The following is a 24,520-nucleotide window of genomic DNA, read 5'->3' as shown; positions in this document are numbered from 1 at the left end:
TCAGGCCTGGCGGAAGCAGTCGGCAACCTGAGCCAGCCAGCGGCGGACTTCATCGCCCTGTTCGTCCATCGAGTTTCCGTGACGGACAAGGATGAGGTCGAGTTCAGGCACGAGGACCGTGTACTGGCCCTGATAGCCATTGGCCGACAAGCTGCCGGGGCCGCACATGCCCAGCCACCAGTGAGCACCGTAGCCCAGCGGTTCGGTCGGCGGCGTCTTTGTCGGTGTGCGGGCATAGTCGACCCAGCCTTCGGGCAGGACGCGCTGGCCGTCCCAAACACCGTCGCGCATGTAAAGCAGCCCAAAGCGCGCGAAATCGCGGGCGGTAGCGTAGCAGAAGGAGGAACCGATGAAGGTGCCCTGCGCATCGAATTTCGGTTGCGCCGACTTGATTCCGACGGGTTCGAACAGTTCACGGAACATCCATGCGCGAAAGTCGTCTCCGGACGCACCGAGCGCCCGGGCGGCGCAGCGAGCAACGATATTGCTGGTGCCGCTGGCATAGCTCCATGCGCTGCCGGGTTCATGGACGAGCGGGAAATTTGCGGCAAAACCGGCTACGTCGACCTTGCCGCCACCAAACAGCATTTCGATCACATCCGACACGCCGGCATCGACATAATCCTCGGCGAATTTCAGGCCGCTCGACATGCGCAGAAGCTGGTCGAGCGTGATATCGCGCCGCGGGTCGCCCGGAGTTTGCCACTCGGGCACGTCGGCGGGCGCATGGATGTCGACCAGGCCTTCCCGCGCGAGAATGCCGATGAGGGCATGGGTGATGCTCTTTGCCTCCGACCATGAAGGAAACGTGTCGCTGGCGGTGAATTCACGCCAATAGCGCTCGGTGACGATGCGCCCCCGATGCACGGCGAGGAAAGCGTGGGTTTCCCCCATCACGTCAGGCGCCGGGTCGTTGAAGACGAAGTCCAACGCGCGGTTAAGGGCACCTGAATCGACATGAGCCGGGACATTCGCTTCGGGCCAGTCAGTCGTTGGCCAGGGCGTTCCGGAAGGTTGGGCGGGGAGTGAGATGAGGGAATTGGATGAAGTCATGCCAGGGGCCACCGCCTTGAGCGTTCTAGATATCTGCACGGGATAAGTGTGTGCCTTAGCACAAGTGGACAGGTCCAGCGGGGGTTCGTCAACCGTGCGTGCGGGGCCTTTGGCCGGGTGGAGGGCAGGTGCCGTGGCGGCAAGTCGCGAGATGGCTGAATTTGCGATTGACTCTCAATATCAATAATCTTAGGCACCCAAATATTGAGAATGATTATTAAAATCATTTGTAGCGGGGTAGTTTTTTGATGCTGAAATTGAGATTGAACGCAAGTTGCGCTGTGGCAATGGTATTGGCGGCGAGCGCGCCGATAGCCGTGGCGCAGCAGGTTGAAGGCGCTGACGCGGGCGAGAGCGAAAGTGTTCAGGAAGCCGTTATCGTCATCGGTTCGGCCGGTGCGTTCGGGGCGACCAAGACAGACACGCCTATCGTCGAAACGGCGCGATCACTGTCAGTCGAGACTTCGGACCTGTTTATCGACAAGGGAGCGCTCAACCTTTCCCAGACGGTCGGTTACCTCGCTGGCGTGACTGCCGAGACCTATGGCTTCACCACTCGGGGCGACTTCGTCTCGTCTCGGGGCCTAAGCATTCCGCGCTATCGCGATTCCGTTCAGGAACTGTTCGGCAGCTACAATACGACCCGGGCCGACGTTTACACGATCGAGCAGGTCGAAGTGCTGAAAGGACCCGCATCGGTCCTCTATGGCCAAGGGTCGCCGGGCGGGATCATCAATTATACGTCAAAGACGCCGCGCGATACATTTGGCGGGGAATTGGCTGCAGAAATCGGCAACAATGATCGCTACCAGATCGCCGGTGATGTGACCGGGCCGGTCGCGGGTTCGGGCGGCAAATTGCAATACCGCCTGGTTGGCCTGTATCGCGAAACGGGTTCGCAGGTCGACTATGTCGATGAACAGACACACATTCTCATGCCGTCGCTGTCATGGCTGCCGACACCCGACACCAAGTTCACGCTGATCGGGCTGTTCCAGGACACGAAGAGCGATACGGCGGCACAATTCATACCTGTGGAAGGTACGCTGCTGCCGCTCGCTGACGGTACATATATCGATCAGGATGTTTATGCCGGAGAGCCGGATTTCAATCGTTTCAACACCAAATCCAAGCAGGTAACACTGCTGGGCGAGCACAAGCTGAACGATGTCTTCAGTGTTGAGGCCACGGCGCTGTGGCGGTCCGGCGAAGCAGACTATCACCAAGCCTGGCCGACCTTCCTGGGAGCTGGCGCCAGCCGGTACCTCAACAATGCGCTCGGCGTCAGCCTGTTTACGCCAACGACAGTCGCCCGGACATTCTACCAGGGCGACAATACGTCTGACCAGGTTGCTGGCGACGTCCGCCTGAGGGCCAATTTCGCAACCGGACTGGTGGACCATCAGGTTCTGGCAGGCATCCAGGTGCAGGATGTCGAGACAGACAGCAATTCATCCTATTATTTCGGCGGCGGGGCCCTGGCGGGTGATTTCCGCTATGTGCTGGATCTCGCCAATCCCGTGTACGGCGCCTTTCCGGACCAGTCGGTGTTCGACGCGATCTACAATGACCAGCCGGTTCAGGAAGTTCAGGACCTGGGCGTCTATGTTTCCGATCAGATGTCATACGGAAACTGGCGTTTCACGCTCGGCGTCCGGAGCGACAATGTCGAGAATTCGTCAGCGGGAGTTACGCAAAAGGACGATGCCGTCTCGGCCAGCGTTGGTGCTCTCTACCGGTTCGAAAGTGGGTTTGCACCGTATGCGAGCTATTCGGAATCCTTCGAGCCGGTCATCGGCACCGACCTGCAGGGTAATCAGATGAAACCCCGCGAAGCGCGTCAGTACGAGGCGGGGGTCAAGTTCGAACCGAAGGGGCTGCCGGGACTGATCACGCTGGCATACTATGACATTGAGATTACCAACCTGCCAAACCCGAACAGCCTTCCGGGCGACGCGGCCCAGCAGCAGGGTGTATCGACGCTCAAGGGACTTGAGCTGGAGGGGCGGCTTCAGGTCGAGGACTTCTATTTCCAGTTCGCCGCTTCGACCATCGACGCCAAGGACCCGAATGGCTTTGAACTGTCGGCCCAGCCGGATGGCAGTGCGTCCCTCTGGACGACGTGGCGTCCGTCGGGTGAACTCAGCGGTTTCAAGACAGGTGGCGGGGTGCGGTATGTCGGCAAGAGCGTCTCTGAGAATGGGACGGTGCGGTATGTGACTCCCGACTATACGCTGATCGACATGATGGTGGGCTATGAGTGGGACCGCTGGGATTTGCAGGTGAATGCCCGCAACCTGACGGACGAAACCTATCTCACGTCCTGTCTCACGCGGGGTGACTGTTTTCCTGGCGTGAGACGATCTGTTGTCGCCAGCCTTCGGTACAGGTTCTGAGGAAGGCGGATGAACGCGCTTCTCCCAGGCATTGCAGCGGCCGCTACATTGTCCGGCCTTTTCCTTCTCTACAGGAGCTGGAAGAGGCCGGGCCATGGCCTGCGGCTGGCGACCGGCTGGATGATCCTGATTTTCGCCGGTGTGGTCTGGACACTTGGCAATGGAGACCGCGGGCTCGCGCAAGGTGTGAGTTTTGCCATGTTCGTGACGGCGGGCTTGATCGTGATGCCTGCCCTTCGCGGGATGAACCCTGCGACGGTTGCTGCCGCCAAGAGGTCCCAGCCTGAAGGCACCTCTCTCAAAAACAGAGTGCTCGAAACCCTGTCCGGATTCTGGACCATCTTTCTCGCAGGTCCGGTTGCTGGCGGAGCGGCATTCTATGCATCGGCTGCAGGGTTCAGGGCATTTTGGCAGGACGCCGGTAACCCGGCCACGCCTGCCGTACTGGCCATCGTTTCGAGCGTTGTTCTATGGGCCCTTCTCAGCACGCTCCTGCTCATGGAGCGGCAACCGGTTCACCGAACGCTCTACGCCGTCTCGAGTTGTGCGCTCGCGTTTGCTGCGGCGACCCTCTGAACAAGGACTTCATTCCAATGGGAAAATCCATCTGGCCAAAATCGTCTGGCAAGCGTGTCGATTCAGCGCTTTCGGCGCATTCCGTCATGGGGCTGGCGATCAGCGCCATCCTGTTCATCATCTGTCTCAGCGGCACAGTCGCCGTATTCGAGGACGAGTTGGAATGGTGGGAACAGGCGGGCACGCCAGCCGTTACCGACGTTACACCAGCAGCGGCCCAGGTCGCCGCCGATGGCGCACTGAAGCGCAGTGTCGATGGGTCGTCCCACCTGTACCTTTACCTGCCGCGCTCCAATTGGCCGCGATTCATCACGGGTACGGATCATGGGTTTGAGCTGGTCGATAGCGGCGGCGGACTTGCCGGGCCTTTGGTGGCGCCGTGGAATGATTTCCTGATCCACCTCCACTATTACCTCCACCTACCGCACACGATCGGCATGATCATTGTTGCGACCTTCGGCGTGATGCTGGTGGCGATGTCGATTTCAGGATTGCTAGCCCATCCGCGTATCTTCAAGGACGCGTTTCGCTTTCGGCGCCAGGGGCAGGCGCGAATTGTTCAGGCAGACCTGCATAATAGGCTGAGTGTCTGGACCGCGCCGTTTCACATCGCGGTTGCCTTGACCGGCGCCATGATCGGCCTGTTCAGCATTGCAGCATTCGTGTTGGCGCAGACCAGCTTCGATGGCGACACCGGAAAGCTGAGCGAGGCGGTATTCGGGTCCGAACCTCCCGCCGATGCCCGCCCTGCGGCTTTGGCGCGTATCGATTTGGCCCTTGCGACGCTCGCGCAGGAGGTGCCATCGGCGATCCCGTTCCTGGTTGTCGTTCATGACCCCGCGACAGTGGGCCAGCATGTCGAAATCTACAGCGAAATGACTGACCGCCTGATCTATGGAGAGACCTACACATTCGCGTCGGATGGTGCGCTGCTTTCATCCGGAGGAAACTCGGATGGCCCGCTCGGAAAGCAAGTGGCATCATCTGTCTACCGGCTGCATTTCGGCGATTTCGGAGGATTCCTGGTCAAGGCTTCCTATTTCGTGTTCGGTGTCATGCTGTGCGTCATTATCGCCAGTGGGCTGAACATTTATTTCATCAAACGCGCTGAAAGGGGGCGGCCCGCACCGAGGCTTGCCGCCGCATGGGCTGCTCTGGTCTGGGGAAGTACAGCAATGCTGGCGGTTACGCTGACAGCCAGCCTGGTGGGTCTTTCAGGAACTGAGCTTGTTGCTTGCTTCTGGGGCGGGACGTTCCTGATCGTGTTGGCGGCAATCTTGTTCGGGCTGGCCGAGGAGGTGGCCAGAATTCTGCGCGCCTCGCTTGGCGTGGTGCTGCTGGTGGCCGTCCTGATGCAGGGGCTGAAGCATGGCGCCGAGATGAGTTCAATCTACACTCTGGCCACGAGCGTTTGTCTCACGGTTGCGGGTGTTGTCTTTCTGATTGCGCCAATCAGGCGTGCGCGCTTGCGGCGAGCGAAATCTCGGTGAACTGGTTGTGATGCTGCTTCATTCCAGTTCCATCCTGAAGGGGCTTAAAGGTACATTGTCTTCAACGAAGAGATTGCAGATCGGCGCATTACCCCAACAGTAGCGGACTTCCACCGGGTTCATGTGAGGCGGAACAACAAGGTCTATCATGGCGCCATCCAGCACCGCATCAGACCAGTGACATTCGCCTGACTCACCGCAGAGTTCGAACGCGACGGGCGATGCGGATCCGATGACCTTTAACTGGTCAGTTGGCATTTCCAGCAAGACCTTGCCCGCATCCGAAACGGCGCGAACGGGGGCGATGCCATCTTCGAAACCCTGGCTTTGTCCCGACAGGATGCGAAGAACGGGCAGGATGCGCTGGACGACCAGCTGCTTGTTGGGTGGATGGATGTCTGTCCGGTCACCCGCATCGATCGTCACGGCCAGTCCGGTTTTGGGATCGTTCACAGCAACGCGTCTCTGGGCTTCGCGTATGTCGGACCATCCCGAAGGCCCGGGGCTGTCCGGCATGTCGCCATAGCCGGGCAGCTGGACGATCACGACAGGCAACTCCGCGCCGAAATACTGCCGCCAGCTTGCGACAAGCTGTTCAAGCAGTGGCTGGTATTGTGCGCCACGCTCCGCATTGCTTTCTCCCTGGTACCAGATGGCGGCAGACAGCGGAAAGCCGGCAAGGGGCGCGATCATGGCGTTGTGGATGGTGGTGGAGCCGTTGACCGTCTCCCATGGCGGTTGGGGACCACCCGCCCTGTCCTCGCTGACGACCCGGTAGCGCCACCCCGAACCCAGCGGAACAGTGCTGCCCGATTCAAGGCGGAAGGCCACGGCATCATTGGGCCCGAGCATGCCGCCCATGCCATACGTGTTGCGCACATTGACGATGATCGTGTTGTCGCCCGGCTTCAGGAATTTTGCGGGCACGTCATAGGTCCTCGCATCGGTCCAGCTGGACGTGGACCCCAGAAAGTGGCCGTTGATCCAGGTTGAATCCGTGTCGTCGAACAGGCCCAGCGAGAGCGATCCGCCCGTCTTTGCCTGTTTTGAAGACAGCGAGAATGTCTTGCCAAACCAGACACGGCCGAGATGGTTCTCCGTCTCGGGATCGCCATAGGTTTTCCAGTCGGCCATGACATCCGGGGCCGCTTTCCAACCCGCCACAGACGCCGTATCCGCCCAGGGCGCGCGGCCCTGATCGATGTTGCGCCACCATGCCTCCCATTGCTTGCCAAAGGCTGTCATCGCAGCCGCATGGTCGCGCATGTAAAGGTCGAGCTGGTTGAGCTGTTCGGCGAAGCCGCCGACGCTTCGCAGGTCATCAGCAGACAACCAGGCCTCGATCTGCGAGCCGCCCCAGGAGGCGTCGATCAGGCCGACGGGAACCTCATTGTCCTGCTGGATTGCTTGTCCTGCATAGTAACAGACCGCTGAAAAATCCCTCACCGAGCCAGGCCCTGCATCGACCCACGCCGTGCCGGCAGGCAGTGCCTCCTGCGGGCGGACATCCGCGACATGGGGAATGGTCAGCAGGCGCAGGCGCGGGTTGCTGGAGCCGGCAATCGCATTGTCTGGATTCAGGGCCCTGTAGACCGGGTATTCCATGTTGGATTGTCCGGAGCACAGGATGACATCGCCGATCAGGATGTTCTGAAAGGTGGTGGCGCCATCAATGTCCCGAATAGTCAGGTTATGAGGGCCACCGGCCGGCAATGCCGGAAGACTGGCATGCCATGCCCCGCCTGCATCTGTCGTTGTGGTGACCTCGATACCGGCGATGCTGACAGTCACAGCCGATCCCGCTGCAGCCGTCCCTGACAGCGGAATATCGGCACCTCTCTGCAAAACGGCGGAGTCCGCTATGGGACCGGTCAGCGTTGGCGCGGCACAAGCGGGGCCAAACAGGACTGCGGGCAGCCCGCAGAAGGTTGCCAGAAGTGCGAACATGCCCGGCCTAAATCCCATCGCGACGATCTCCGTGTCTCAAATGAGCCACCCGACGCCAGCGCCGGGTGGCCAAGTTGGCTGCAGGTCCAGGAGGATTCTGGATTGCAGCAATTCAAGCACGCCGTCCTAGATCGTGATGCTGGCGGACTTTGCATCGGCCATGAATGTTCTGAGTCCATTGGTGGTCAGGACATGGTCGGCCAGCGAACTGATGACTGGCGGCGGCGCAGTAATGACGTCCGCGCCGATCAGTGCGCATTCCTTCACATGAAGGGGGCTGCGGATCGACGCGGCGAGAATCATGGTTTCGAACATGTAATTGTCGTAGATCGTTCGGATTTCGCGGATGAGTTCGAGACCGTCGATATGGATATCGTCCAGGCGTCCGATGAAGGGCGAAATATATGTGGCACCGGCCTTGGCGGCGAGCAGCGCCTGGTTGGCCGAGAAGCAGAGCGTGACATTGGTCTGTATCCCTTCCCGCGAAAACGTCTGGCAGGCCTGTAGCCCGGCAAGCGTCAACGGCAGTTTGACCACAACATTCGGTGCAATCGCGGCCAGTGTCCGGCCCTGCTGAAGCATGCCGTCGACATCGACAGAGATCACCTCGGCGCTGACGGGGCCCGAAACCATGGCGCATATCTCGGCGATGATGTCCTTGAAATCACGCCCCGCCTTTTTGATAAGACTGGGATTGGTGGTTACGCCGTCTACCAGGCCCAACGCATTGAGGTCGGCAATGGCGCCCAGATCAGCCGTGTCGACAAAGAATTGCATTGTTTGCGTCCTATTTTAGGCTGCGGGTAACGAGGTTTTCGAGATATTCCTGGTGCCCGGACGCATGCTTGCCGTTCAGGCCGGCTGCAGCTGCATGGTCGGCGATCGACTCCAGGCTGGCCTGATCGGAGAGCATTTTCTGGCCGAGCGCCGCGTCCCATCCGGCATACCGTTCATGCTTCTTCGCGCTGATCTGGCCGCGTTCGACGAGATCTGCGGCGCTGAGCAGCGCGCGCGCCAGAGCATCAACTCCGCCTATATGCCCGTAGAACAGGTCGACAGGGTCGCTGCTCTGGCGCCGCACCTTGGCGTCGAAATTGAAACCGCCAGTGTCGAGACCTCCCGAGGGCAACAGTTCCAGCAGCGCCAGTGTGATGTCGCGAATATCCAGGTTGAACTGATCGGTGTCCCAACCATTCTGGTAGTTGCCGCTATTGATATCGATCGATCCCATCATGCCGAGCGACACTGCCGTCGCGACTTCATGGGCGAAGCTGTGGCCTGACAGGGTGGCGTGGTTCGGCTCGATATTGACATGGACTTCGCCGAGCAGGCCAAACCGCGAGAGGAACCCGTAAATGGTGGCCGTGTCGAAATCGTACTGATGGTACATTGGTTCGTGTGGTTTGGGCTCGATCAGGATTTTGCCCTTGAAACCGATCTTGTGCTTGTGCTCGACGACCATTGAGAGGAATCGGCCGAAGTTTTCGAGCTCGCGCGTCAGGTCGGTATTCAGCAGCGTGTCGTAACCCTCGCGGCCGCCCCAGAGGACATAGTTCTCTCCGCCAAGCCGGTGAGTGGCGTCCAGGCATTCACGGATCTGGCGGATGGCGCAGGCTGCAACTTCCGGATCGGGGTTCGTCAGTCCGCCTGCGGCATAGCGCGGATGGCTGAACAGGTTGGCGGTGCCCCACAGCAGCTTGGTACCGGTTTCCTGCTGGTAGGCGGCGAGCTGGTCGCTGGCGCGCTTGAAGTTGTTGGAGAGGTCGTCGGGTGTGTCGGAGGCCTCCGTCACATCGACATCGTGGAAGCAATAATGGGGCAGGCCGAGCTTGCTGAAAAACTCGAATGCGGCGGCCATTTTTGTATCGGCCGCGTTCCGGTCGTTCGGGCCACCATGCCAGGGGCGGTTGAAGGTTCCGGCGCCGAATATGTCATAACCGTCCCAGCAGAAGCTGTGCCAGTAGCAGACGGAAAGGCGCAGGTGGTCTTCCATCCGCTTGCCGAGGACTATCTGGTCCTTGTTGTAGTAACGGTAGGCGAGCGGGTTCTCAGAATCGGACCCTTCGAACTTGATGTGCGGGATATCGCCAAACACGGAACCGGCGCTCAGGGATGTATTAGTGTCAGCCATTCGAAACTCCTGTAAATTCGGGGGAAAGCGCCGGGTAGAGGCGTGAAAATTTCTCGCGCTTGGCATCGAGACGGTCCATGTCGGCGTCGTGCGGTTCGATCACATTGGTCGTTGCCGGAGCGCCGAACGCATCTTCGAACGACATCTTCGTCTGCGAGTAGCGCGCCAGCCGCGCGGCCCCGAGCGCAGGACCAGTGGCGGCGCCATCGCGGTAGAAGAGCGGGCGCTTCAGCACCGCAGCCAGGATACGGCCCCAGTAGGCCGACTGGGATCCGCCGCCGATAACCGAGATGGACCGGATGTCGATCCCGCAGGCAAGCAAGGCGTCAAGGCCGTCACCCATACCGAAGGCAACGCCTTCCAGGACGGCCTGGGCGATCTGCGCCGGCCCGCTGTCGTGAGTGAGACCGAACAGGACGCCGCTCGCATAGGGATTGTTATGCGGCGTACGCTCGCCTGACAGGTAGGGGAGGAAAACCTCCTGGCATGCGAGTGTCCCGTCCCGTTCGGCCTTTTCGATAAGGAGTTCGGTGTTGCTGGTGCCCGTTGCGCGGCAGGCCCAGTCAAGGCAACTCGCGGCGCTCAGCATCACCGACATGAGGTGCCACCGGTCTGGAAGGGCGTGACAGAATGCGTGCGCTGCAGATTCGGGGTTCGACCGGAACGAGTTCCCGGCAACGAAAATTACGCCCGACGTACCGAGCGATAGAAGGGCGTCGCCTTCGTCAACCACGCCGGCGCCCACCGCGCCTGCCGCATTGTCTCCGCCGCCGGCGACCACCGGCACACGGTCCATGCCCCATGCCTCGGCCGCTTCCTGACGCAGGATACCGGTTTCCTCGGTGCCTTCGTGCAGGCTGGGCATTTGGTCTTCGGTCAACCCGCATGCGTCCAGAAGCGAGGCGTGCCAGCGCCGGTTCGCGACATCCATCCACAGCGTACCGGCAGAGTCCGACATGTCGGAGGCGACCTCGCCGGTCATGCGCAGGCGAACATAATCCTTGGGCAGCAGGACCTTGTGAATTTTGGCGAAGATATCGGGTTCGTGGCGCCGCACCCATTCGAGCTTGGGCGCCGTGAAGCCCGGCATGACCAGGTTGCCGCCCTTGGTGACGAATTCGGGCTCTCGTGCCTGGAGGTCGGCGCTTTCCGTCTGGCTGCGTCCGTCATTCCAGAGGATGGCTGGCCGCAGGGGTGTCAGTGACTTGTCGAGCAAGGTCGCGCCGTGCATCTGCCCGGAAAGGCCCACAGCCTTGACCTTGTGGCGCTGATTCACGTTGAGGCCGGCGACAGCCATGTTGGTTGCCGTCCACCAGTCGGCTGGCTTTTGCTCCGACCACAGGGGGCGGGGACGGGAGATCGGGATATCAGCGCTACTGGTATCGATAACAATACCAGCGTCGCTTAGCAGCAACGCCTTCACGCTCGATGTGCCGATATCAATCCCTAAAAACACTAGACTTCTTCCCTTGGCGCGCTTCTCAGGTGGCGCGGAGCGTCACGTCGCTTATTGATACCGCTAACATCTGAGGTATGCTACGACAAGAGACGCGTGCAGGTTTTTCTCCGTTTGACGGCGTCAAATTCCGATGGCTTGGTCGCGGGCAGGCATATCGCACAGTCCACGCTCTCCTGAAGGCGGCATGCCCGGGCCGGGCGCCAGCGAACTTGCGGTTGATCTCGTGCCCGTTAGTCTGTGCGAAACGAAAACGCTTTGAGGTTTGGATCAGCTGAGGTAGCGTGGAAATGATAGCCCTAACATTTCGGGGTGAATCGGTGCCTGAAAAATAAGACGGAACTAAATCCGTTGATCTGCGAGGGGAGGCGAAATGACTGATACGACATTAACGGCTGGCAAGCTCGAAGGGGACTTTGCCTTTGTATTACTGATTAGCTGTGTCGCGACGATCGGAGGCTTTCTGTTTGGCTTCGATAGTGGCGTCATCAACGGAACAGTCAGCGGTCTTCAGGTCGCTTTCAATTCCGAAGACGTCGGCACAGGCTTCAATGTTGCGTCCATGCTGCTTGGTTGTGCTGCAGGCGCTGCGCTGGCGGGCCGGCTGTCTGACCTGTTTGGCCGGCGGACCATGATGATCGTCGCAGCGTGCCTGTTCATTGTCAGCGCATGGGGGTCCGGTATTGCGGGCACCTCGTTCGAGTTCATCATATACCGCGTCATTGGCGGTCTTGCGGTTGGCGCGGCCAGCGTCATGTCCCCGGCCTATATTTCCGAGATCGCTCCGGCGCATTTGCGTGGTCGCCTGGCGTCAATCCAGCAGGTCGCAATCATCAGCGGCTTGTTCATTGCCTTTCTGAGCAACTATCTGATTGCCGGTTCTGCCGGATCGGCCCTCAATGACTGGTTGCTGGGCTTTGAAGCATGGCGCTGGATGTTCTGGGTGGAACTCCTGCCCGCGACCATCTTCCTCGTCGCCCTGCTCTTTATTCCGGAGAGCCCGCGCTTTCTCGTCGTCAAGGGCAGCATGGACAGGGCCGAGAACGTGCTGGCACGCATTGGCGGCGCCAGCAGTGCGAAGGCAAAGGTCGGAGCTATCGCGCAATCGCTGGCCCGGGACCATCACAAGCCGCGGCTTTCCGACGTATTCGCGAAAGGCACGGTCCTGCGCCCGATCGTCTGGATCGGGATCGGGCTGGCCGTCTTCCAGCAGCTCGTCGGTATCAATGTCGTGTTCTACTATGGCGCCGTACTTTGGCAGGCGGTCGGTTTTTCCGAAGGCGATTCCCTGCTGATCAACGTAATCTCGGGCGCTGTTTCAATTCTTGCCGTGATCGTGGCTCTCGCGCTGATCGACCGTATCGGACGCAAGCCGCTCCTGTTCGCCGGTTCAATCGGCATGGCCGTGACCTTGGCCATTCTGGTCTTCTGCTTTTCGCAGGCGCGCCTCGTTGACGAGCGGGTGGTGCTGCCCGGCAGTATCGGTCTGATCGCCCTTCTGGCCGCGAATGCCTATGTCGCATTCTTCAACGGGTCCTGGGGGCCGGTCATGTGGGTTTCGCTGGGCGAAATGTTCCCGAACCAGATTCGCGGATCGGGCCTCGCTGTAGCGGGATTCTTCCAGTGGTTCGCGAACTTCCTGGTCACGTGGACCTTCCCAATGATGCTGGGAAGTGCCGCAATCGGGCTGACAGGTGCCTATGGCTTCTATGCGGCCTTTGCGTTGATCTCGGTCTTCTTTGTCATATGGGCCGTACGCGAGACCAAGGGCAAGGAACTCGAGGACATGCAAAACTAGCTTGTGCCTGGACGACCATTGGAGACGGCAGGCGGTTACGCCTGCCGTTTCTGTCTGTGCTTGAGGTCAGCTCGGTGCCGTCAGGCTTTCGCGTTCGACAATCTGGATCGTGTCAATCGTCACGTGCGCGGGTTCGCCGCTCCAGTCAGCACTCGTAATGTCGGAAATCATGTCGACCGCCGTCTGGGCCATTTCTGCAATTGGCTGTCTCACCGTGGTCAATCGTGGCCAGATGGCCGCTGCGATGGCGGTATCGTCAAAGCCGACAATCGACAATTCTGACGGAATCTTGACGCCGCGCCGCAGGGCACCGGCGATGAGGCCGGCAGCCATGTCGTCGTTGCTGGCGAAGACGGCGGTAGGGCGCGCATCGGTGTCGAGCACCTTGTTGGCAAGTTGCATGCCCGATTTGAAAGTGAAGTCGCCTTCGAAGATCAGCCCCTTGTCGACCGGAATGCCGTGCGCCTTCAGCGCGTTTTCATACCCGACCTGGCGTTGGGGGGAGGATGGGTGCTCGCGTGGCCCCCGAATGAAGCCGATGCGTTTATGCCCCTTTTCGATCAGCAGTTCCGTCATCGTGAAGGAAGCGGCAACATCGTCGAAGGCCACGCTCGAATGATTGGAATGAGAGTCGCGAAAGCTCAGGGCGACAACCGGGATCCCCATATCCTGCATCAGCTTGAGCAGGGCCAGATTGCTGCTCAGCGGCGGCGCCAGGATCAGGCCGTCAAGGCGGATCGAACTCAGGCGCTTGACGATCACCGAGTTGTCGAGAACGCCTTCGATGTCCGAAAGGTCTTCAATCACCAGGTGATGCCCGAGATCGCGGCACTCTTTCAGTGCGCTGACCAAGAGGGCGCTGAGATAGCTTGGGCTCGGGTTGTAATAGGCCAGCCCGATCAGCTTGGATTTGCCGCCTGCAAGGCCGCGTGCCATCAGGTTCGGCCGGTAATTGAGCGCCGCAATCGCCGCCTCAACTCGCAGGCGGGTCGATTCCTTGACCAGCTTTTGCTTGTTCAGCACCCGTGAAACGGTCATCTGGGACACGCCGGCTTCTTCGGCGACTTCCTTGATTGTAATCGGTTGGCGTTTACTCACTGATATCCCGTCCACTCAATGCCGTATTAATAAGGGCTCCAGCCTCTAACTATCCAAACACTGGGTTGGCAAGGCCCTTCTCGCGGCAAGTGAACAAGTATGAGGCACCCAAACCGGCCTGGAACAGGCAATCGCCCATGATTAAAGCGAATCGCGACGAACTGAGCCCTTGAACGCGTCGCTGAGAGATTTGCGCACAGCCTTGGCCTTGTAGTCCTTGTCGTACAATGTCGGGCGTTTCAGGACATCGTCGGCGCGCGGAAGGAAGGTTTGTAGCCAGCTCTGGTCGTCGACCATGCCCCAAATGAGAACTTCCTTGAGTTCGGGATACGCCAGCATCATGTCGAAGTAGTCCCGCGTGTAGCTTGCGACAAGCCGGTCGCGATAGGCGATGTCCGGCTTGAGATCTGTGTCGTTCACGTCAAATTCGGTTATATATAATTCCAGCCCCATGCCGACGACTTCATCACAGAATGCGACCCAGTCGCGTTGCTTGTCGCGGGTGAATTCATTCGGCATTTCGTAATTGGAATGGCTCTGGACGCCGAGGCCGTCCAGTGGAACGCCTCGCGATTTCAGGCGTTCGAGGAAACGCAATACGCCGGCGCGGTGGGCCGTGCTGGTCGTCTCCCAGCTCATGTAGTCATTATAAACCAGCCTGGCTTCGGGCGCGTGCGCTCTCGCGACATGAAAGACGTGGTCGATCAATTGCTCCCCCATCCCGGCGCTGAGGGACGTCTCACGGAAAGCGCCAGTCTGTTCGTCAATCGCTTCATTCACGACGTCCCAGGCATAGATAACAGGGGCGTAACGGTCGGCAATCTGGGATATCTTCTGCTCGACGAAATCGGCGGTTTCGGCTGCACTTGAAAACTCAAGATCGTTGACCCATTGCGGCGACCATTCCGGCCTGTGCCACAGGAGGGTGTGCCCCCGCATCGTCAGTCCGTTTTCGACTGCGAAGGCGACAAGGCGGTCTGCCGGATCAAAATTCACCGTGTCCGGGTCAGGATAGATCGTGTACCATTTGTGTTCGTTTTCGGCGACCATGGTGGCGCACTCGCGCAGCATGATCTCGCGATAACGGGCATCGTCCAGCTGCCGCGCCGACATTGCCGAACCGAAACGGATGCCCTTTTCGCTCGCAAGCTCATGCAGCGGTGGGCCGGATGCATAATCGGTATTGTTGGCCAAAATAGGTGTCGCACAGTTACTTAGTCCGGCTACGGCTGATGTTCCCGCTGCGAGTGCAAGGCAATCCCTGCGCGTAAATTGGCTCATGAAACTCTCCCTGATTTCAGGCCGGGATTTCTTTCGTTGACCCCGTGCAATACCCTTCGGTATGGTAACGCTACCACTGACTTGACCGGAGCGTCCATAGCGAGCCAGGCACAAGATGGCGAAAAACGCGAAAGCTGACACAAGGGAGCGGCGCGATGAGGGTGAGGCATTCCAACAGAATGATCGGATTGGCACTTGCGGCCCTGTGCCTTGTCGGATGTGGCAACGAGCCCGGCACCCGTGACCGAACGCAAGAGAACACGGCGCCCGTCGCCCGGTTCGATTGGTTCCACTATCAAGGCAACGACCCGGTCTTCGGCCATGATGAAGTTATGTTGTCGGGCTTTCTCAATCCGATCTTGACAGGCTTCTATCCGGACCCGAGCGTCACGCGCGCTGGCGACGAGTATTACCTCGTCACGTCCACCTTCAGCTATTTCCCAGGCATCCCGGTCATGCACAGCCGCGACCTGGTGAACTGGACCCAGATCGGCAACGTGATCGACCGGCCCGGCATGCTCGACTTCGATGGCCTCGGCCTGTCGCGCGGCGTCTTTGCGCCCACCATCGAGTTCCATGACGGGAGGTTTTACGTTGCCAATACATGTGTCGATTGTGGCGGCAACTTCATTGTCACGTCGACCGACCCGGCCGGACCCTGGTCGGACCCGGTCTGGTTGCCGGAAGTCGGCGGCATCGACCCGTCGCTCTTCTTTGATGAAGACGGCAAGGTATATGTGATGAACAATGACGTTCCGCCGGGCGGATCGCGCTACGAGGGCCACCGCGCGATCTGGATTCGTGAAGTCGATCCGCAGACGTATCAATCGATTTCCGAACCGTCTGTGCTGATCAATGGAGGCGTGCATCCGGAAGACCAACCGATCTGGATCGAGGGACCGCATATCTACAAGGTGGGTGACTGGTATTATCTCTGCGCGGCCGAAGGTGGCACGGCAGTTGAACATTCGCAGGTCGTGCTGCGTGCACGGTCCGTAACGGGCCCGTATCTCGCTTTCGGCGGCAACCCTATCCTGACCCAGCGCCATCTGCCGGCTGACCGCCCGGATCCGATCACATCGGTCGGACATGCCGACCTTGTGCAGGATGGGGCAGGGCGGTGGTGGGCTACATTCCTTGGTGTGCGTCCCTATGAAGGTGATTATTACAATACCGGACGTGAGACCTTCCTGATGCCGGTAGACTGGGAAGACGGGTGGCCTGTCATCACCCGTGCCGACCAACAAGTGCCTTATGTGATGATGGACAGGCCCGAGCCCGTCATCGACAACAGGCCTGCCGTGCCGACATCCGGGAATTTCGAGCTGCGCGAAGAGTTCGATGTGGATCAGATGCCGTTTCAATGGATGACGCTTCGCGTGCCGGAAACAAGCTGGTGGTCGTTCGCGGGTGGCGAACTGAGGATTGCGGCGCGCCCAGTGGGGTTGGGCGCAGGCGCCCAGCCATCTGTTTGGGGGCGCCGCCAGCAGCACCAGAATGCCGTTGCCACGACATCCATGATCTTCGAGCCACAGGTGGCCGGAGACGAGGCCGGGCTGACCGTGCTGCAGAGTGACGACTATTTCTATGCGCTCGGCCTGACCCGCAATGAGGCAGGCGAGCTGATTGTCAGGTTGCGTCGCCGGTCCGGTCCGGATTCGCCTGTCATCGGCGAAGACATCGCCTCCCGGACAATCGGCGTGCCGGACGGTCAGCCGGTTGGCCTTCGTATCGCGGCTCGGGGCGATGCCTATGATTTCAGCTACAGTCTGGATGGCGAAGACGGCTGGACGTTGCTTGCCCGCGACCAGGATGGAAAGCTGCTCAGCACGCGTGTCGCTGGCGGGTTTGTCGGCGCCATATTCGGCCTGTACGCCGAAAGCGCAGCTGCAACGGACTAAGTCCAGCCTATTTTGCCGCTTTCACGCTCGGCGGCGGTCCGAGATAGGAGTCCGGTACCGGCCCGCGGGCGAGCGTGACATGCTGGAAAACGACACCCGGATCGACCATCCAGAGTGTCACGCGCTGCAGGCCAGCCTCTTTGATCACATGTTCGGTTCGCCGCACATGGGCATAGTCGGCGACGGATTTTTCCCACGCGGCATGCGAAGTGTCCGCGTTGATGTTGACGACCTGTGGGGCCTCATCATTGACAGAAATGGCATACCGCAATCCGCCCTTGCCGCGAAAATCCAGGCTGGGCGCAAGCGTCACATCGGCCGTGTAAGTGCCAGGCTCTGTGACATAGACATTGTATTCCAGGCTGGCGGAGGATGGTGTGCCCGGCACTTGCGGTGCGCTTGTCACCGGGAACATGGTGATACTGTCGCCTGTGCGCCCGAGATGGGGGATGATCCGCCATGTGATGTCGTCGGAATTATTCACCTGGTGCGCGTCACTGGCGTCGATGCTGACAATGCCATCCGTTTCGATGAAAGGCTGGCCCGCGACAGGCACGTCGAAATTGTGCGTCGGGATGTTGACGGCAATTCGGGTGTTGCCTTTGTCGAGCCAAAGCTGCGCCATGGCTCTGCCGGGCGGGGCTTTTGCCCAGTCGATAGAGACTGTGACAGCCATCTCTGTCGTCCGGGGTGTTCGGGCGGGTGCGACATCCACCCAATCCTTGTCAGTGGACATGATGAAGTCCAGCGTCGCCTGACCGGTGCTGAACACGTCAAATGTCTGGGATGAGCGGGCGTAGGGATCGAAGACTGGCATCGTCAATTCTGTGCCCGGACCGGTCACGACCTCCGCCGTCCCCGGCACGGATACGCCGATCCGGGCGTCTTCCGGAATGTCGATGCGCACCACGCCCGGCATGTTGTCCTGCTCGGGCTGCTGCCAGTAAGTGTAGCCGATATGCGTTTGCGACATGAGGTGGTTCCACTTCCCGCCCGCAATCTGCTCATGATAGATTTTGGCGAGTTCAGCATCCCGTTCGAATAACTTTTCGACGCGGTCTGCGAGCGCGTTCGTGGAAGCGCGGCCTTGATGCGCATAAAGACGGTTCCTGGCTGCGGTGACATAAAGCTCATTGAGGTTGGCGGCCGCGTGGATCGGGAACCAGACCAGCTGCATGTACGCATCGTCCTGGGATTCCGGAAGCTTTGCTCTCAGCGCCGTTGCCTGTTCAGCTAGCGCATTGAAGTCCTCGACCACACGGTCCGCCTCCTTGAAATTGATCAGGCTGTAGGTGCCGGGCTCCAGCAATTCCGGTTTCCGGCGGGCATTGTATTTTGTGTATGCGGTCAGCATTTCCCCGATCTCGCTGGAATGGTCTGGCCCGAATTGCTCAGCCGCCCAGGTTTCGGGATAGGCTTCAAGTCGTTCGAGCGGCCAGTCCGACGGATCCCAGGCCATGTCGAGAAAGAAGCTTATCGGGAATTCCATCGGCTTCAGGTCGCCGACATTGACGATCCAGATTTGTTTCGCGCCATAAGCGTCCGCGAGATTCATCTGTTCCCACACGCGCTCGATCTGGGTCGTGTTGATCCATTTGTAGTTTCTCGGGTCTCCGACATAATCGAAATGATAGTATACGCCATAGCCGCCCGGCCGCTCGGCGCCCGTTTCCGGCAGGCGGCGGATATTGCCCCAATTATCGTCGGAAAACAGGAGCGTCACATCCTCGGGCACGTCCATGCCCTGATCGTAATAGTCCTGCACTTCCTTGTAGAGGGCCCATATCTGCGGGGTTTCGGATGCCGGCTTGCCCGTGACGTTCGCAATGATACTGCGCTGGTCGGCCACGATGGTCTCCAGCAGGCCGATGGCGGTGCCTTCGGTCATCGCCTCGTCGCCGTCTCCGCGCATGCCCACCGTGACAATGGCCTCCCGGTCGCCGATCCGCTCCACCCCCTCACGCCAGAATGCGCGTAGTCGGTCCGCATTCGACGCATAGTTCCATTCGCCCTCGCCGTAGCGCTCCCATTCGATATGCGCGCGGCCCAGCGGCTCATGGTGCGACGTGCCGATGACGATGCCATACTCCTCAGCCAGCACGGCGTTCATCGGGTCGTCATCATAGAAAGCCTTGCCCCACATGGCTGGCCACAGGTAATTCGCCTTCTGGCGCAGCAGCAGTTCGAAGACGCGTTCGTAGAAGGCGTGGTTGAAGCCGCCGAATGTTTCGTTGACCCAGCCATACAGGGCCGGGTTCTCATCGTTCAGGAAGATGCCGCGATATTTGACCTCCGGTTTTTCGAGGCGGCGACCGGGCGTCACATGGAGTGCGTCGGTACGCTCAATCGGAACATCGGCCCACCAGGCCCAGGGCGACACGCCGGCGCGGTCTGCCAGGTCGTAGACGCCATAGATCGTGCCGCGTTTGTCGGCCCCCGCGATCACCAATGCTCTGCTGGCACCTGGGAACGGATGGTCGACAACCTCTTGCGAAAAAGCTTCCCACTCCCCGGCGAGCCCTGCATCGCTGATCGCTCCGCGATGCAGCAGTTCCTTGATCCACCGTGACTTTTCCAGAGATCCTATGACAATCAGGTTGGCTGCATCCCTCGGGATGGCGGTGCGGATCTCCGGTCGCGCCGACCCGCGCTGTTCGAGGTCGGCCTGCAGGTTGCGCGCTGCGCGCAGGATGCCGGGATCGTCATGCGCGTCGACAAGTATGACTGCCGCGGCGCCATCCGCGAAAAGCGGGAAATCTTTGTCGCTCCGTTCGCTGGAAATCGTTGCCGGAGGCAATGCGGGGGCCATCGCAACAGGCGGGGGAGTTTGGGCGCAAGCGACCGGTGCCAACATGAGAATGAGCGGGAACAGCGCGCTGAACAGGCCGGTGGCGAATGTTTTTTTTGCCGTCCTTGCGGTCATGTCGTCTCCCTTGAGTCCGTTTCCCGTTGAACAGGCCGACTTTTTCGTTTAGCCAAAATGTTAACGCCATCATTTTTTGGCGCAACCCTTATCTGAGCGCCGTGTCACGACATGCGGCGACGAAGAAGGCTGAACATACCGGACCATCCTGGGGAGGAAATCGAATGGCTAACGACATGCAAAAAGCGTTGCTGGCAGGGCTATCGGCCCTGGCTCTGGCGAGCTGTAATGATGGCGCCGACAAGGCCGCGCCAGAGCCGACCACCGCGCTCTGGCCCGCTGTCGAGAGCCACCTGATCGACCCGGCCATCGAGGCCCGCATCGACGACCTGATGGCGAAGATGACGCTGGAACAGAAAGTCGGGCAGGTCATCCAGGCCGACAATGGTTCCATCACCCCGGAAGAGGTCAAGCGCTACCGCATCGGCTCGGTCCTCAGCGGCGGCAATTCCGGCCCGGATGGCAAGCCCTATGGCACGGTCGAGGAATGGGTCGCCGATGTCGACGCCTATTACATGGCTTCTGTCGATCCTGAAGGTGTCGAGGTCGCTATCCCGATCATCTGGGGCATCGATGCCGTGCATGGCCACAACAATGTCGTCGGTGGTACGCTGTTTCCCCACAATATCGGTCTCGGCGGCATGCGCGATCCGGAGCTGATGGGAGAGATCGCCCGCATCACCGCCATCGAGCTGCGCACTACCGGGCACGACTGGACCTTTGCGCCGACCGTCGCCGTGCCGCGCGATGATCGCTGGGGCCGGTCCTATGAAGGCTTTGGCGAAGACCCGGAAATTGTCAGCGCCTATTCCCCGAAAATCGTCGAAGGCCTGCAGGGAAAATTTGGTTCCGATGGCTTCCTCGATGACAGCCACGTGATCTCGACCGCCAAGCATTTCCTCGCAGACGGCGGGACGGCCGGCGGCAAGGACCAGGGCGACGCGGTGCTTCCCGAAGCAGACCTCGTGCGCCTGCACGCCGCTGGCTACCCGCCCGCTATCGAGGCTGGCGCGCTGTCGGTCATGGCCTCCTTCTCGAGCTGGAATGGTTCCAAGATCCACGGTGATCGCTACCTGCTCACCGATGTGCTGAAAGGGCGGATGGGTTTCGACGGCTTTATCGTCGGCGACTGGAATGCGCACGGCCAGATCGAGGGATGTACCAATGAGAATTGTCCCGACGCCCTGCTGGCGGGCCTCGACATGTACATGGCTCCCGACAGCTGGCGCGGGCTTTATGAGAACACGCTTTCGCAGGTGAAGTCGGGAACTATCCCTGAGGCGCGCTTGGACGACGCCGTACGCCGGATACTGCGGGCAAAACTCCACTACGGCCTGTTCGACGAAAAGCGCCCGTCCGAGCGCGCACTGGCCGGACGATTGGACCTCCTCGGCTCAGCCGATCACCGCGCAGTGGCGCGTCAGGCGGTCAGGGAATCGCTCGTCCTCCTGAAGAATGAGAATGGCGTCCTGCCGATACGCCCGGATGCGAATGTGCTCGTTGCCGGCAATGGCGCCGACAGCATTTCCAAGCAGGCGGGTGGCTGGACCCTCACCTGGCAGGGCGGGGGCATGGAAAACGACCTGTTCCCGAACGCGAGCTCGATTCTTGACGGGATCCAGTCAGTCGCCGCCGCCGCGGCCTACAGCGCTGATGGAACCTATACCACCCGCCCCGACGTCGCGATTGTGGTCTTCGGAGAGGATCCGTACGCTGAGTTCCGGGGCGATGTCGACCATCTTGCCTATGACATTGACGGCTCGAAAGAGCGCAAGCTCCTGCAAAAGCTGAGAGCAGACGGCATACCGGTCGTCAGCGTGTTCCTGTCTGGTCGCCCTATGTGGGTGAACCCCGAGATCAACGCGTCCGATGCCTTCGTCGCGGCCTGGTTGCCGGGCAGCGAAGGCGCTGGCATTGCCGACCTCCTGTTCAGCGATGATGCTGGTCAGCCGCGCTACGACTACCGCGGAAAGCTGTCCTTCTCCTGGCCCCGGCGCGCCGAGCAGACGCCTCTCAATGTTGGCGATACGAACTATGATCCCCTGTTCGCTTATGGTTATGGCCTGTCCTATGCCGCGCCGGGCGAGGTGGCCCAGCTCGACGAAACCGTCAGCGAGGCGCTCGTCTCGGCCCGTGCCAACGGAACATTCTTCGAGAAGGGTAGTTTCGTCGCCGCATGGACGGCTCACACCTCAGGTAACGTCACTGAGGCGCGTGTGGACCATGCTGCGCAGGAAGACGCGCTCCTGTTCACGCTGGGCGACGGCGAGTCCCGCATCGACTTCACAGACGGAAAGGCGCGTAATTTCATGCGCGAATCCAACGCCGATATCGAACTCGCTGTCACATTGAAATCGAACGTCAGTGGTAGTGTCGAAATCGGCATGCGCTGTGAAGGCGAAGGTTGCGCCACCTATCAGGCCCTGCCAGCCGCTCAGGCGAACGCAGGCGAGTGGACCGAGGTCCGCGTCTCGCTCAGCTGTCTCAAGGGGCTGAACCTCGACTCCGTAACGTCGCCCTTCAGCCTTCGCGCGAACGGCACCGGTACCATCGCCGTCTCCGACGTCCGCTTCGCCGAGGATGCTGACGGCAAGGAGACCTGCCTGGGTGAATAGGCCGGGTTCGGATCCAGGCATGGCAGGCATGACACATCCTGTGTTGCGGCTCGCGTCGGATGGCTATGCGGTCGCGGTCGACCCGGCACGCGGCGGACGGATCGTGTCTGCCACCTTTCGCGGGCTAGACGTGCTGCGGCCCGAAGCCGGATCCGGCATCGACAGCGCGCTGGATTCGGCCTGTTTCCCGCTCGTGCCCTTTTCGAACCGGATACGCAATGGCGTGTTCACGCATCAGGGCCGCCGGTACCAGCTTGGGAAAAACTGGACGGGCGACGCCCATGTAATCCATGGCGAGGGATGGCTGAGGCCCTGGGAGGTTGTCGCGGCGGATGGTTCGCGGGCCCTGCTGCGCCTGCGGGGCACCGGCTGGTGGCCGTGGGCCTATGAATGCCTGCAGGAGATCACCGTCGGCAAACAGGGTATCGGCCTGTCCCTGTCGCTCAGGAATGCCGACACGAGGCCCATGCCCGCAGGGCTTGGATTTCATCCCTATTTTCCGTGCACGAGGCAAACGACGCTTCGATTCGATGCCGCATCCGCCTCGCCGCCGATGGGCGGTGGACCTCTGGCCGCTGTGGCGCTCACTCGTGCGACCAGTTTTGCCTCGTCGCGACCTGTGTCCGAAACCGGTCTCGATCATTGCTACGAGGGCTGGCAAGGGATCGCCTCAATCACCCAGCCGGAATCCGGCTTGCAGGTCTTGGTTCAATCTCTGCGCGGTGCGCCGTATTGCGTCGTCTACACGCCTGCCGGCGAGTCCTATTTCTGTTTCGAGCCGGTCTCGCACGCCACCGGTGCCTTCGAGGCCGCCGCCCCCGAATCTGCCGGACTGGAAATTCTGGCGCCCTCAGAAGCACTTGCCTTTTCCGTTTCCATTCGGGCCACGCTGGAATCGGGCAGGGTAGAGGCACCTCCTCGATAGAGGGATACCAGTCGCAGACGTCTCAGTTTCCACGCCCTCAGCGATTCCCGGAAAGCCGGGCAAAAGGCGCAAGGTGGACTAGATATCTATTGCCCGGAGCAGACGAACATGAGTCCAATTGCGTTGGATCAAGCAAAAGCGAATTTCAGATCTGCCAGCGAGCATGCAGGCTACGTGTCGCTACGCCTGTCCGTTCCTGCGTTCCTTGCCACTGTGCGCCCCGGTTTGGCGCCATTACCTTTCGCGTAATGGAAAGGCCCGTAAAGAGCGCGTAGTGTTGAGATCAACAGATTGGTTTCAAACGTATCGCATCGCTGGATAGGTGTGCGGCAACGGCCCTGAATAGTGAGTATTCGTCCCCGAAAGATGGCGGACTGGAATCGTTGGCGGCCATATTCTCGCGTCGGGACGAGTCGTTCGCGTTGGAGTTGCGGAAGCGAATTGAAAGGAACGGAGCATGAAAAAAATCATTTTGCCAATCTTGGTAGGCGCGTCGGTTCTGATGATGCCGCTTTCGGCAATGGCGAACTCGCACGTCTATAACGCAACCGATACGGATGTTTATGTGTTCTGGACTGCTTTCGGGTGCGCTGGTTTGAAGAGCGATTTTGCGCAAGGAGGGGATTCGATAAATCTCGTTTGCCAAAAAAAGAAACTGTCGCCTGGCGAATCTTCCGATTATCACTACAAGGAAGGAACGTCGGGCAGGATAATTATCGTCAGCCGCAAAGACGCAGCCGGAAATTATGAAAAACAGAAAGCCTCAACCGGAAATAAGGGCAGCAGCAAGCGTTGCGCCGCGATCATCAAGTCAGGGCAGGAATTCAGGACGAAATGCGGTTACAGCCAGAAGGAATATGATGCGTTGAAGGCCGCCGGGGAGTAGTTTCAAAAACCGGGCGGGCGTGATGCAGGCGCGCTATATTTCAC

At 60.1% G+C, this 24,520-nt stretch carries 16 protein-coding genes; 8 read left to right on the top strand and 8 right to left on the bottom strand.

Annotation, left to right across the window (positions count from 1 at the left end):
- Entirely contained in the window at positions 1-1,053 is a 1,053-nt protein-coding gene (locus tag AC0L7I_RS14135; RefSeq protein WP_473397067.1) for a serine hydrolase domain-containing protein, read from the bottom strand.
- A gap of 287 nt (positions 1,054-1,340) precedes the next feature.
- Between AC0L7I_RS14135 and AC0L7I_RS14130 the strand changes: the two genes are divergently transcribed.
- Genes AC0L7I_RS14130 through AC0L7I_RS14120 form a run of 3 tightly spaced genes read left to right on the top strand, consistent with a single transcriptional unit; the run spans position 1,341 to position 5,515 of the window.
- Positions 1,341-3,449 (top strand): TonB-dependent siderophore receptor, encoded by a 2,109-nt coding sequence (locus AC0L7I_RS14130; RefSeq protein ID WP_473399160.1) that lies wholly within the window; start codon positions 1,341-1,343, stop codon positions 3,447-3,449.
- Between the two features lie 9 nt (positions 3,450-3,458).
- Positions 3,459-4,025: a hypothetical protein gene (locus tag AC0L7I_RS14125; protein ID WP_473397066.1), complete on the top strand. Its 567-nt coding sequence runs from the start codon at positions 3,459-3,461 to the stop codon at positions 4,023-4,025.
- A gap of 17 nt (positions 4,026-4,042) precedes the next feature.
- Positions 4,043-5,515: a PepSY-associated TM helix domain-containing protein gene (locus AC0L7I_RS14120; protein ID WP_473397065.1), complete on the top strand. Its 1,473-nt coding sequence runs from the start codon at positions 4,043-4,045 to the stop codon at positions 5,513-5,515.
- A gap of 18 nt (positions 5,516-5,533) precedes the next feature.
- On the opposite strand, the gene AC0L7I_RS14115 is transcribed toward AC0L7I_RS14120, so the two are convergent.
- The 4 genes from AC0L7I_RS14115 to xylB all read right to left on the bottom strand — a co-directional run bounded on the left by AC0L7I_RS14115 (position 5,534) and on the right by xylB (position 11,049).
- Positions 5,534-7,480 carry a sialate O-acetylesterase gene (locus AC0L7I_RS14115; RefSeq protein WP_473397064.1) on the bottom strand — a complete coding sequence of 649 codons (1,947 nt, stop codon included), beginning with the start codon at positions 7,478-7,480 and terminating at the stop codon, positions 5,534-5,536.
- A 108-nt stretch (positions 7,481-7,588) separates the two neighbouring features.
- Positions 7,589-8,239 carry a fructose-6-phosphate aldolase gene (fsa, locus tag AC0L7I_RS14110; RefSeq protein ID WP_473397063.1) on the bottom strand — a complete coding sequence of 217 codons (651 nt, stop codon included), beginning with the start codon at positions 8,237-8,239 and terminating at the stop codon, positions 7,589-7,591.
- Between the two features lie 10 nt (positions 8,240-8,249).
- Positions 8,250-9,593 (bottom strand): xylose isomerase, encoded by a 1,344-nt coding sequence (xylA, locus tag AC0L7I_RS14105; protein ID WP_473397062.1) that lies wholly within the window; start codon positions 9,591-9,593, stop codon positions 8,250-8,252.
- The gene (gene xylB / locus AC0L7I_RS14100; protein WP_473397061.1) at positions 9,586-11,049 is read right to left on the bottom strand and encodes a xylulokinase; all 1,464 of its coding nucleotides are present in this window, start codon (positions 11,047-11,049) and stop codon (positions 9,586-9,588) included. The genes xylA and xylB overlap by 8 nt, the downstream gene beginning before the upstream one ends.
- A gap of 373 nt (positions 11,050-11,422) precedes the next feature.
- Between xylB and AC0L7I_RS14095 the strand changes: the two genes are divergently transcribed.
- The gene (locus AC0L7I_RS14095) at positions 11,423-12,847 is read left to right on the top strand and encodes a sugar porter family MFS transporter (RefSeq protein ID WP_473397060.1); all 1,425 of its coding nucleotides are present in this window, start codon (positions 11,423-11,425) and stop codon (positions 12,845-12,847) included.
- Positions 12,848-12,913: 66 nt separating this feature from the next.
- Here the strand turns inward: AC0L7I_RS14095 and AC0L7I_RS14090 are convergent, their stop codons facing one another.
- A complete protein-coding gene (locus AC0L7I_RS14090; protein ID WP_473397059.1) occupies positions 12,914-13,945 on the bottom strand; it encodes a LacI family DNA-binding transcriptional regulator in 1,032 nt (343 codons plus the stop codon).
- A gap of 141 nt (positions 13,946-14,086) precedes the next feature.
- Positions 14,087-15,226 carry an endo-1,4-beta-xylanase gene (locus AC0L7I_RS14085; RefSeq protein WP_473397058.1) on the bottom strand — a complete coding sequence of 380 codons (1,140 nt, stop codon included), beginning with the start codon at positions 15,224-15,226 and terminating at the stop codon, positions 14,087-14,089.
- Between the two features lie 179 nt (positions 15,227-15,405).
- Here AC0L7I_RS14085 and AC0L7I_RS14080 point away from each other — a divergent pair, with 179 nt between their 5' ends.
- Entirely contained in the window at positions 15,406-17,127 is a 1,722-nt protein-coding gene (locus AC0L7I_RS14080; RefSeq protein WP_473397057.1) for a glycoside hydrolase family 43 protein, read from the top strand.
- Between the two features lie 7 nt (positions 17,128-17,134).
- Here AC0L7I_RS14080 and AC0L7I_RS14075 read toward each other — a convergent pair whose 3' ends face one another.
- A complete protein-coding gene (locus AC0L7I_RS14075; RefSeq protein WP_473397056.1) occupies positions 17,135-20,050 on the bottom strand; it encodes a glycosyl hydrolase 115 family protein in 2,916 nt (971 codons plus the stop codon).
- 164 nt (positions 20,051-20,214) lie between these two features.
- Here AC0L7I_RS14075 and AC0L7I_RS14070 point away from each other — a divergent pair, with 164 nt between their 5' ends.
- From AC0L7I_RS14070 to AC0L7I_RS14060, 3 genes are all read left to right on the top strand, one after another.
- Positions 20,215-22,665, top strand: a complete 2,451-nt coding sequence (locus tag AC0L7I_RS14070) for a glycoside hydrolase family 3 protein (RefSeq protein ID WP_473397055.1) — start codon at positions 20,215-20,217, stop codon at positions 22,663-22,665.
- Positions 22,666-22,684: 19 nt separating this feature from the next.
- The gene (locus tag AC0L7I_RS14065; protein WP_473397054.1) at positions 22,685-23,590 is read left to right on the top strand and encodes an aldose 1-epimerase; all 906 of its coding nucleotides are present in this window, start codon (positions 22,685-22,687) and stop codon (positions 23,588-23,590) included.
- A 457-nt stretch (positions 23,591-24,047) separates the two neighbouring features.
- Positions 24,048-24,476, top strand: coding sequence for a hypothetical protein (locus AC0L7I_RS14060; RefSeq protein WP_473397053.1), 429 nt, complete (start codon positions 24,048-24,050; stop codon positions 24,474-24,476).
- The last annotated feature ends 44 nt before the right edge of the window (positions 24,477-24,520 follow it).

The organism is Hyphomonas sp. J20-32, from assembly GCF_055808555.1.
The sequence above is the reverse complement of the archived record's forward strand: the minus strand, read 5'-3'. Positions and strand labels throughout refer to the sequence as shown.

What these genes read in the sequence shown, in the direction of transcription:
- AC0L7I_RS14135 (WP_473397067.1), bottom strand. Translation starts at nt 1,053, where the DNA reads ATGACTTCATCCAATTCCCTCATCTCACTCCCCGCCCAACCTTCCGGA.
- AC0L7I_RS14130 (WP_473399160.1), top strand. Translation starts at nt 1,341, where the DNA reads ATGGTATTGGCGGCGAGCGCGCCGATAGCCGTGGCGCAGCAGGTTGAA.
- AC0L7I_RS14125 (WP_473397066.1), top strand. Translation starts at nt 3,459, where the DNA reads ATGAACGCGCTTCTCCCAGGCATTGCAGCGGCCGCTACATTGTCCGGC.
- AC0L7I_RS14120 (WP_473397065.1), top strand. Translation starts at nt 4,043, where the DNA reads ATGGGAAAATCCATCTGGCCAAAATCGTCTGGCAAGCGTGTCGATTCA.
- AC0L7I_RS14115 (WP_473397064.1), bottom strand. Translation starts at nt 7,480, where the DNA reads ATGGGATTTAGGCCGGGCATGTTCGCACTTCTGGCAACCTTCTGCGGG.
- fsa (WP_473397063.1), bottom strand. Translation starts at nt 8,239, where the DNA reads ATGCAATTCTTTGTCGACACGGCTGATCTGGGCGCCATTGCCGACCTC.
- xylA (WP_473397062.1), bottom strand. Translation starts at nt 9,593, where the DNA reads ATGGCTGACACTAATACATCCCTGAGCGCCGGTTCCGTGTTTGGCGAT.
- AC0L7I_RS14095 (WP_473397060.1), top strand. Translation starts at nt 11,423, where the DNA reads ATGACTGATACGACATTAACGGCTGGCAAGCTCGAAGGGGACTTTGCC.
- AC0L7I_RS14085 (WP_473397058.1), bottom strand. Translation starts at nt 15,226, where the DNA reads ATGAGCCAATTTACGCGCAGGGATTGCCTTGCACTCGCAGCGGGAACA.
- AC0L7I_RS14080 (WP_473397057.1), top strand. Translation starts at nt 15,406, where the DNA reads ATGATCGGATTGGCACTTGCGGCCCTGTGCCTTGTCGGATGTGGCAAC.
- AC0L7I_RS14075 (WP_473397056.1), bottom strand. Translation starts at nt 20,050, where the DNA reads ATGACCGCAAGGACGGCAAAAAAAACATTCGCCACCGGCCTGTTCAGC.
- AC0L7I_RS14070 (WP_473397055.1), top strand. Translation starts at nt 20,215, where the DNA reads ATGGCTAACGACATGCAAAAAGCGTTGCTGGCAGGGCTATCGGCCCTG.
- AC0L7I_RS14065 (WP_473397054.1), top strand. Translation starts at nt 22,685, where the DNA reads ATGGCAGGCATGACACATCCTGTGTTGCGGCTCGCGTCGGATGGCTAT.
- AC0L7I_RS14060 (WP_473397053.1), top strand. Translation starts at nt 24,048, where the DNA reads ATGAAAAAAATCATTTTGCCAATCTTGGTAGGCGCGTCGGTTCTGATG.